Consider the following 9,698-nt stretch of genomic DNA (forward strand, 5'->3'; position numbering starts at 1 on the left):
CGCGCGGTCCGCGCCGCACGCTGGCGCAAGGGCCGATCTATCTCTCCTCGAAGCTTGGGCTGCCGCTCGTCGCCATGGGCTACGGGTTCGATCGGCCCTGGCGCATGCCGACGTGGGATCGCTTCGCGCTGCCGCGACCGTACTCACGAGCGCGGGGCGTCGTCAGCCGGGAAATTCAGATTCCGCCGGACCTCGACCGCGACGGGCTGGAACATTACCGCGGCGAAGTCGAGCGGCTGTTGAATCGCCTCACCGACGAGGCGGAAGCCTGGGCCGCCTCGGGACGTCGCCACGAAGTGCAAACGCCCGCCTCGCCGACGCATCCAGTGCGACCGCCGTTTCGCATTGCGGCGAAATCGCATAGTACATCGTTGCCCAAGATCGCTGATACGTTGCGGGCGGCGTAAGGATGGCGCAAGCACTCTCGCCACTCAAGTTCTCAGCCCCAACGGGGCGTCAGGTAATAGCCAGCGGTACAAACCGCTGGATAGGTGAAGGAAGTGAAATCAGCGAGCCCCATCGGGGCGACACATTGGCGCAGCCCTTGAATGGTGTCGCCCCCGTGGGGCTTATGTCCTATGACAGGTTGCATCTTCCAGGGATTGGCACCCCTGGCTATTGTCTGCCGCCCCTGTCGGGGCTTACGCATACGTGACTTGTCACACTCTTTTTGAATACCCCTCGGTCCGACCTACGCGGCGCTTCGCAACCTGGTTAACGCGTGCGTCACTTGAACCTTGCCGCATAGGCGGTTAGAACCGGGCAGCGCTCCTGACCACCTGTCGGGACTTCCCTTCACTCCGTCCCCGCCGCGAGTACGCCTGCCATGCCCCGAGTGTTGGTGACGCCGTTCATGTTGCGCGAAGGAAATTGGCCGGCGCTGGAGATCCTACGGACCGGCGGCTGCGAGGTCGTGTTTCCACCGGCGGGGCGCTCTTCGATGGACCCCGATACGCCCATGGAGCTCCTAGGGAACGTCGAGGCGGTGTTGGCCGGCGCGGAGCCCTACACGCGCAGCATGTTCGCGGTGCTGAAACTGAAAGTGATCGCGCGGATGGGGGTCGGCTACGACGCCGTCGACGTGCCGGCCGCGACCGATCATCGTGTGGCGGTCACCATCACGCCGGGAACGAATGAACCGTCGGTCGCCGAAACGGCGATGGCGCTCGTGCTCGGCATCGCGCGCGGATTTCCGGCGCGCGATCGCGAAGTCCGCAGCGGCGCGTGGAAACGCCAATCATTGCCGCGTTTGGCCGGCCAGGTGCTGGGGCTGGCTGGACTGGGTCGGATTGGCCGCGCGATTGTGCCCCGCGCTCAAGCGTTCGGCCTCAAGATTATCGCGTGCGATCCCTTCGCCAATCAGGAGTTCGTGTCGCAGCACGGCATCGAGTTGGTTTCGTTCGACGAGTTGTTGGCGCAGGCCGACATCGTGAGCTTGCACATGCCCTGCACGCCGGAGACCGTCGATGTGATCAACGCCCGTACGTTGGCGCGGATGAAGCCCGGCGCGATCTTCATCAACACGTCGCGCGGCGGGCTCGTGGATGAACAGGCGCTGTACGACGCGCTCAAATCGGGTCATCTGGCCGGCGCGGGGCTCGACGTCTTTAAAATCGAACCGCTGCCAATCGACAGTCCGCTGTTGACATTGGACAACGTCCTACTCAGCCCGCACATGGGCGGCCTGGATCATGCCTCGCAAATCGCGATGAGCTCGCTGGCGGCGCAATGCATCGTCGATCTACACCAAGGCCGCTGGCCGGAAGGCTGCGTGGTAAACGAATCGATCCGGCCGGACTGGAAGTGGTGACAAACCTTTTTGAACCGCGGAGACGCAGAGGACTTAACCGCGAAAGACGCCAAATTGCGCGAAGTCTGTAGGGCGGGCCGTGCGCGCGATCGACGTGGCTATGCTGAACTCGCGTGCCGAAAATTGATTCTCTGTAAATTCGGAATGTAAGGCCCGCCTCTCCGCAATCCGGCGGGCCTTACATTGGTGGTCAAATCGGTTCGCGCAAGTGCCGCCATGACACAAGAACACACGTCGATTGTGCGCGCGGCCCGCCCTACAACCATCATTCGCTACTCTGCGTCTCCGCGCCTCTGCGGTTCAATTTGCGTTTAGCATTTCTCTCGCTACGTCAGCGGGCGTTTGCTCCGCACTCATCGGGATCCAGCGGCATTCTTTCAGGCTGCGGAACCAGGTGAGTTGGCGGCGGGCGAAGGCGCGCGTGCGGTTCTGAATGACTTCGATCGTCGCGGCGAGGTCGCGCTCGCCGGCGAGGTGTTCCACGACTTCGCGGTAGCCCAGCGCCTGACTCGCGGTGCGGCCGAGCGTGACGCCGCTTGCTTGCAGCGATTGAACTTCGTCGACGAGCCCTGCCGCAAACATCGCTTGCACGCGCTCGTTGATGCGGCGATATAACTCCGCGCGCGGCCAATCGAGCACGAACACGCGGCAATCGCCTTGTGATTGCGAGCGATCGAACTGCTGTTGCCAGACACTCATCGGCTGGCCGGTCTTGGCCAAGACTTCGAGCGCGCGAATGATCCGCCGCGCGTCGTTCACGTGGAGTTTCGCCGCGGCCACGGGATCGACCTCGGCGAGTTGCGCGTGCAGCCAGTCGGGCGATTCCGCAGCGGCGCGTTGTTCCCATTCACGCCGCAAATCCCAATCGGCGGGCGGGCCGACGAAAATGCCGCGCAGGAGCGCCTTTAAGTACAACGGCGTGCCGCCGACGAACAGCGGCGTCCTTCCGCGCGCCAGAATCTCCTTAGCGGTGGCGCGCGCCGCGGCGACGTATTCCGCCAGGCTGTATTCCTCGTGTGGATCGAGGATATCGATCAAGTGATGCGGCGCGGAACTTCGCTCCTCCCTCGTCGGCTTCGCCGTGCCGATATCGAGTCTGCGATAGAGCGCCATCGAGTCCAGCGAAAGGATCTCCGCCGGCAGCGTCTTGGCGAGTTCGATCCCGATCGAGGTTTTGCCCGACGCCGTAGGCCCCACCAGGAACCACGAGGCGCGCGGCACGCGGCTCGGGAAGTACGTAGCGTCATCAGGCGCGATATCGGACATGGGGCGGCGTGTCGGCGGTCAGGAATATTCGAATGCTATTCTAACCGCAGATGAATATCGCGCAGAATCGACGAAACCAACGGCAGCTTGCCCACGCTACACTAGCACGTAGCGCCAGCGAGGGAGAGATGACGACGGCTGCCGTTGAAGATGGAACTCTCAGTTGCTTTGTCTATGCGCAACTGAGAGTTTGATCTCAAGCTGTGTGCATCGTCCGCTCTCCCTCGCTGGCGCTACGGGCTAGTGTCGTCGCTTGCACGACCTGTTAAAAATTCTTCCAAACGCTGGTCAGGAAGGCCACGCTGTAGACTTCGTCGCCGGCCACCGGCGTGCTGACCGCCGCGTTGGCGCCCCAGCCTTTGCCATACAGGACCGTGCCGCCGACCGTGAGGTCGAACGTGTCTTCCTGTTCGTTGATCGTCAGGCTCGGCGTGTTGAGCAAGTCCGAATCGCCGACCGGCAAGGCGTACTGTCCGTCGCCGAGGATGCCTTTACCGTAGCCTTCGATCTGCCAAGTGACCGTGTGGATCGGCAGACCCACTTCGCGCCGCAGCCAGCCGAAGAAGCCGCCCCGGCAGGCGTCCGCGCCGCAACTGTCGCAGGGATCGCCGTCGCAACAAGGCGTCGATCGTCCCGCGCCGTAGCCGCCATAGAGCTTGCTATAGCGGGCCTGGCAAGGATCGCGATAGAGGAAGCGCCCGTAGCCCACCGTGTAGCTGAGCGTATCGATGCCCGTGCTGCCCGTGGGCAAGCCGAATTGAAAGCCGGCATGGAAGAAAGTCTCGCCGCAGGTGTGATACCAGAGCAGCCCTGGATTGACCGACGAGGAATTTTCGCGTGATTCCTGAGGTTGCACGTCTCCTTCGAAATTCACGCCGACCACGCCGGAAATAATGTTCCGCGTGTCGCGGTAAAAGACGCGCTTCAGCATGACCTGAGGATTGACCCAATGGTCGGCCAGAATCTCGGCGTCCGTCACGTTGATGTGCTCGCCCTGAAAGCTGACGCTGAAATTGCGTGAAAGCGCCAGTTCGAAGCCGACGCGATTGCGCACCTGGTTCGGCAACTCGCCCGATTCGTGCGTCAGCCCCAGTGCCGCGCCGTCTTGAATCTCGCCCACGGAGTAGTTCGCGGCGAAGGCGAAGCCATACCAGGCATGGGTGATCGGCTGCGCCGAATGGTTGTTGAACACGTTCAATCGATTCTGCGCGTCGAGATGCCCCAGCATGTTGATTGGCGCCGACGCGCAGTAGCGGCGGACAGGCATCTCGCCGAACGCTTCCTCGACGGGAATCGGCTCGTAGATGACCTCCTCGTGGGAGACCTGCTCCCCCTCGTAAGCCACGTCCGGTTCGAGCGGCGCGCGTTCGACGACGTCCGGGGCGCCGGCCACCGCGGCCGCCGTCGTTTTTGGCCGTCGCGTCGCCTTACCCACGGGCTTGGTCGGCGCCGCGGAGGTGATGTCAACGAACAGTCCAAACGTGGCGACCATCGCCAGGCTCAACCGTCGCAACTCGAGGAACTTCATGGAGCACCTTGATGTCTGATACTTCGCCGGACCGCCTCAGGCACAAACCGGACGTCGCCGGCAAGACCGATACAATCGGTACATTCTCCAGGATCGGAACCGCCGCACCGTGCGCTTGAGCGTCAAAGCCGTCCGAATCGGAAATCTGCCCGTCGCAAGTGCTTGTTGCGCGATGCTTTGCGGGTCAAGCGAAGCTGGCAAACTGCGAAGACTTTGACGGCAAAAGACCTGAAGCATCGCCAACCCACGAGCGGTAGCGGCGACCCCCTGATAGGTGATTCGACCCATCCCAAACATGAGCGATGCAATGAGATTCGCGCGAGAAATCGCGGCTAAGCATGTGCAAGTCAGGAAATCAGCGGTTATAAAGAAACCTGGGGCGTTGCGGCGCGAAATGGCGCAGTGTGACTCCTTGCGACCCAGGCAGGCGAAGCGAATGGTGGAACGCCCCGTCTAATCTCAACTTTTCCAGCGTGCGAACATGCCCATCCCTGTCGGCTGCCAGTGCGGCAAGCGGTTCCAGGCTAAGGACGAACTAGCGGGCAAGAAGGTCAAATGCCCGGGCTGCGGGAACGTCTTGACGATTCCTGAATTGCAACCGGCGGGCGTGGGCGGCGGGATCGACGACTTGTTCGGCCCCGGCGGCGGCGACCCAATGTTCAACTCCGGCCCGCTAGCGGCGCCCGGCATGGGCGGCCCAGGCATGCCCGGTTCGGCCGGCCCGCCGCGTCCGCGGCGCAAGAAGGGCCCGAACATGGTGCTGATCGCCGGCATCGCCGGCGGCGGCGTGGGCTTGTTCCTGATTCTGGCCGTGGTGCTCGTAGTCGTGCTGGGCGGACGGCGTGGCGGCAGCGACGTGGCGCTAACTCCGGCGCCCATCGTGCCGGCCGCAATTCCGGCCGTCGCGCCGATCGCGGGCGCCTCAACGGCGCCTCCGCCGCCGACAGGCAACGCCCCGGAAGTCGAGATCACCACGGGCGCCACACCGCCCCCATCCGCCGCGCCGCCACCGAGCGCGGACGATGAAGAAGAGGCCACGCCTCCGGCCGACGGCAGCGCCGCGGCGGAAAGCAGCGGCGATAAGAAGGCGATCAACAACGCGATGACCAGTTGGCACGCCAAGGCGGAAGGCAAATTTCGCGGCGCATTTCCGGCCGAAGAAGACAAAGACGAAGACTTCATCGTTTACCACTACAGTTGGATGACGCAGGTGCTGCCGTACCTCGGCTACGAGAAGATCCACAAGCGGATTGACTTCAAAAAGACGTGGACGGACAAAGACAGCTACTTCGCGGCGCAATATCGCATTCCGCAGTTCCTGAACGCGAGCGACGATCGCAAGGCCTGGAAGGGCTACCAGTTTCCGAACATGGGGCTGACCCATTTCGTTGGCATGTCGGGCGTCGAAGAGGCCCGGCAAGAAGTCGCCGCGACGCTCTCGCGCAGCCACGAACGGGCCGGCATCTTCGGCTATGAAGACGTCGCCAAGGAAAGCGACATCACCGACGGAAAAAGTCAGACGATCATGCTGATCGGCTCCGGTGAACTGGTTGGCCCGTGGATTCTGGGCGGCGGCGCCACGGTCCGCGGCGCCCGCGCCCCGCACGTCGACGACGCCACTGGCGAGAAGAAGTACGACTACTTTAACGCGCTCGACGGCTTCGGTTCCCGCGGACAACCCGGCGCGCTGACGTTGATGGCGGACGGCTCGGCCCGCACGCTGTCGCCCAACATGGATCCGGCGCTGTTCCGCGCCCTATGCACCACGCACGGCAAGGACACCGTCGATCTGGCGCAGGCTGGCACGGCATTGGACAAGTTCCCGACGCAGGATTTCGATCCGTTCAAAAACGAAGCAGAGATCAAGATCGTCATCGTGCAGCGCATCGGCGACGGCGGCGACGATGATGATGACGACGACGACGACGATAGCTCCAGTGACGATGACGACGAAGAAGACAGCGGCAGCGACGACGAGTAAGACACAGTCTCCTTTCGCTCCGCGAAAGGAGACCGTTCCGACGTGCCAACTCTGAATGAGCTCGATCACCCAATCTCCGGCAAGGAATTCTATTATGAAGCGGTGGCTGTTCGCATGCGCGTTGTTGGCGCTGACTTGCGGTCGAGCGGCGGGCGATCTGGTGATCTACACCGTGCCGGCCACCAGCATCACGGTCGTTTTGGAAGGAAAAACCAGCCCCGTCGCGCGCGTGGGAGATACGCCGCTGATTTTGTTCAAGAATGCGTCACTGGGCGAATTGAAACTGGAGATGGATGAAATCAGCCATCAAGTCAAATGCCCGACGACGGCCGAGTTGTACGGCAAGATGTACAACAAGTCGAAGAAGGACGCCACGGAGCTGATGAAGACCGCGGAATGGGCGCTCCGACGCGGGCTGTTGCCTCAATTCCGCGATTGCGTAAAGCTTGCGAACGAGCTCGATCCGACCAACGCGGAAGCCAAGCGACTCTCCGAATTGATCAAGACAATCGACGGCATCGACCTGGGCGAATCCTCCGAACAAGAGAGCATCTTGCGGAACAAGATCGGCGCCCTCAAGAACATGGAAATCCGCAAGAGCAAGCACTTCATTCTCTATCACAACACCAATAAGCTGAACAAGGAAGGTAAGAAACCGACGACGCGCAAGATGGACCGCGCGGCGCGGCGCTTGGACTTGCTCGAAAAAGTCTATGAGAGCTTCCTGTTCAAGTTCTATTCCAAGGGAATCAATCTGGAGATCCCCAAGGAACGCTTGATGGTGGTGCTCTTCGACGAAGAGAAGCAATTCCGCAACTACGCCGAAATGCTCAGCCCGTCGCTCTCAATGGCGGCTGGCTTCTGGAGCCATGGCGATAACATCGCGGTGTTCTACGATCACGGCGGCACGGAAGAATTCAAAGTCCTGCGCCGCTTGAACCGCGCTTTGCAGGAACAAAAAGAAGAAGCCTTCCGTCTCGCCCGCTCCGGCCGCGGCGGCAACAACTCTGACATCGTCCGCCGCGCCGACGCCCTCAATGCCCTCTTCAAGATGTGGCAGGAGAACGAGGACATTACCGTCGTGAGTCACGAATGCACGCACCAAATGGCCGGCAACACCGGTCTCCTGCCGCGGCACGTGATGGTGCCCTCTTGGGTCCATGAAGGCCTGGCGACTTACTTCGAATGCCCGAAGGACGCCACCTGGTCCGGTATCGGCGCCGTGAATGAAGACCGGTTGGAATGGTATCGCGGACTCGTCGAAAACCAGAAAGAGTATTCCAGCTTGGAATGGATCGTCACCGACCAGATCTTCGACCTGACCACCAACCACGCCGGCAAATTGCACGCTTACGGCCAGGCCTGGGCGCTGACGCACTTCATGCTGGAACAGCACACGACCGAGATGCTGGCCTTCTACGATAAGCTCGGCAAAATGCCCTCCGACGTCGTGTTCTCGCCGGAATCGTTGAACAAGACCTTCGACGAAGTCATTAAGATCGATCGCGACAAACTCACCCGCGAATGGCGCGATTACATGGACGACCTCAAGTCCGACATCGACGTCCTGATGGCGGACTACGAAGGCGAAGACGAGGACGAAGAGTAGGCGTCGTGATTGAGCCCCAAAGGGGCGTCAGATAACAGCCCCGGGGGCGCGAGCCTCTGGGGAAGACGTCTGTTTAATGCATTAGCCGCACCGGGGCGGCACACGTCGAAAACGATGTGCCGCCCCGGTGGGGCTGTTTCTTTTGTGTGCTCGCCATACCAGCGGTTTGCACCGCTGGCTATTATCTGACGCCCCTTTGGGGCTGCGAGTGCAACGGCTTCTACTTCGTTCCCTAAAGCGCCGCGCAGATCAGATCGCCGACTTCGCTCGTACCGAAGCCCATTTTGCCGGCGGCTTGGCTTTTCATTTTTTTGCCGGTCACGTGCTGGATCGCCTGCATGACGCGCGCGGCGGCCTTGGTTTCGCCGATCTGATCGAGCAGCATGCTCATCGCGTTGATCGCCGCGATCGGGTTGATCACGTTTTGACCCGTGTACTTGGGCGCGCTGCCGCCCATCGGCTCGAACATGCTCACGCCGCCCGGATCGGGATTGATGTTCCCGCCGGCGGCCACGCCCATGCCGCCCTGCAGGATGCCGGCCAAGTCGGTGATGATGTCGCCGAACATGTTCGTGGTGACGATCACGTCGTAATATTCGGGGTTCTTCACCATCCACATGCAACAAGCGTCGACGTGGTTGTAGTCCGGCTTGATATCCGGATATTCCTTCGCGACTTCTTGGAAGGTCCGCCACCAGAGGTCGTGCCCGTACGTGAGCACATTGGTTTTGGCGACCAGCGTGAGCATCTTCTTCGGGTTGTTGCGCTTGCGCGTGAAATCGAAGGCCCAACGGATGCAGCGCTCGCAGCCCTTGCGGGTGTAGACGGCCGACTGCATGGCCACTTCGTCCGGCGTCCCCTTCTTCAGGAACCCGCCGACGCCGCAGTACAGGTCTTCGGTGTTCTCGCGGACGACTACGAAATCGATGTCGGCCGGGCCCTTGTCCTTGAGCGGGGTCTCGACGCCCGGGAACAGCTTCACCGGGCGGAGGTTGATATATTGATCGAGCTGGAACCGCAGCTCCAGCAGCAGGCCCTTTTCCAGCACGCCCGGCTTCACATCGGGATGTCCGATCGCGCCCAGGAAAATGGCGTCGTAGCCGCGCAACTTGTCGACGGCGCCCGGGGGGAGGATTTCGCCGGTCTTGAGGTAGTGATCGCCGCCGTAGTTGAGGTGGTCCAGCGAGTAACGGAAGCCCTCCAGCTTGGAGACGGCCTCCAGGACCTTCAGCCCCTCGCGAGCCACTTCCGGGCCGGTGCCATCTCCGCCGATGACCGCGATCTTGTGCTGCTTGCCAGTACTCAAGTGCAATCCCCCGCGAATGTTGCGCGTCTGGGCGAAATTTGAAGAAGGGGCGATTTTAACAGGGGTTTGGCGGAGGAACAAGTTACGGGGGAGTTTGAACAGGGCGAATCAGTTTTTCATGATGCCTAGGAAGCGTAAGAGTTTTCGGGGTTGGCATGCGAAGCGGCGGAGGTTGGGGGTGATTTGCGGTAGGCCGGA

7 protein-coding genes are annotated in these 9,698 nt (G+C 61.7%); 4 read left to right on the forward strand and 3 right to left on the reverse strand.

Translation table 11 applies throughout. From position 1 onward, the window contains the following. Positions 1–407, forward strand: a 407-nt coding sequence (locus SGJ19_14380) for a hypothetical protein (GenBank protein MDZ4781434.1), incomplete at its 5' end; no start/stop codon positions are given. A gap of 419 nt (positions 408–826) precedes the next feature. Continuing rightward, positions 827–1,810 carry a phosphoglycerate dehydrogenase gene (locus SGJ19_14385; GenBank protein ID MDZ4781435.1) on the forward strand — a complete coding sequence of 328 codons (984 nt, stop codon included), beginning with the start codon at positions 827–829 and terminating at the stop codon, positions 1,808–1,810. Positions 1,811–2,110: 300 nt separating this feature from the next. On the opposite strand, the gene miaA is transcribed toward SGJ19_14385, so the two are convergent. Continuing rightward, on the reverse strand, positions 2,111–3,076 hold the full coding sequence (gene miaA, locus SGJ19_14390) for a tRNA (adenosine(37)-N6)-dimethylallyltransferase MiaA (GenBank protein ID MDZ4781436.1): 966 nt from the start codon (positions 3,074–3,076) through the stop codon (positions 2,111–2,113). 265 nt (positions 3,077–3,341) lie between these two features. Continuing rightward, positions 3,342–4,604, reverse strand: a complete 1,263-nt coding sequence (locus SGJ19_14395) for a hypothetical protein (GenBank protein MDZ4781437.1) — start codon at positions 4,602–4,604, stop codon at positions 3,342–3,344. 481 nt (positions 4,605–5,085) lie between these two features. On the opposite strand from SGJ19_14395, the gene SGJ19_14400 reads away from it, so the two are divergent. Together SGJ19_14400 and SGJ19_14405 are read left to right on the forward strand one after the other, a co-directional pair. Beyond that, positions 5,086–6,585, forward strand: coding sequence for a DUF1559 domain-containing protein (locus tag SGJ19_14400; protein MDZ4781438.1), 1,500 nt, complete (start codon positions 5,086–5,088; stop codon positions 6,583–6,585). A 94-nt stretch (positions 6,586–6,679) separates the two neighbouring features. Beyond that, positions 6,680–8,194 (forward strand): DUF1570 domain-containing protein, encoded by a 1,515-nt coding sequence (locus tag SGJ19_14405; GenBank protein ID MDZ4781439.1) that lies wholly within the window; start codon positions 6,680–6,682, stop codon positions 8,192–8,194. Between the two features lie 232 nt (positions 8,195–8,426). Here the strand turns inward: SGJ19_14405 and SGJ19_14410 are convergent, their stop codons facing one another. Then, on the reverse strand, positions 8,427–9,500 hold the full coding sequence (locus SGJ19_14410; protein ID MDZ4781440.1) for a 3-isopropylmalate dehydrogenase: 1,074 nt from the start codon (positions 9,498–9,500) through the stop codon (positions 8,427–8,429). Positions 9,501–9,698 lie beyond the last annotated feature (198 nt).

It is taken from the genome of Planctomycetia bacterium, assembly GCA_034440135.1.
Classification (GTDB): Bacteria; Planctomycetota; Planctomycetia; order Pirellulales; family JALHLM01; genus JALHLM01.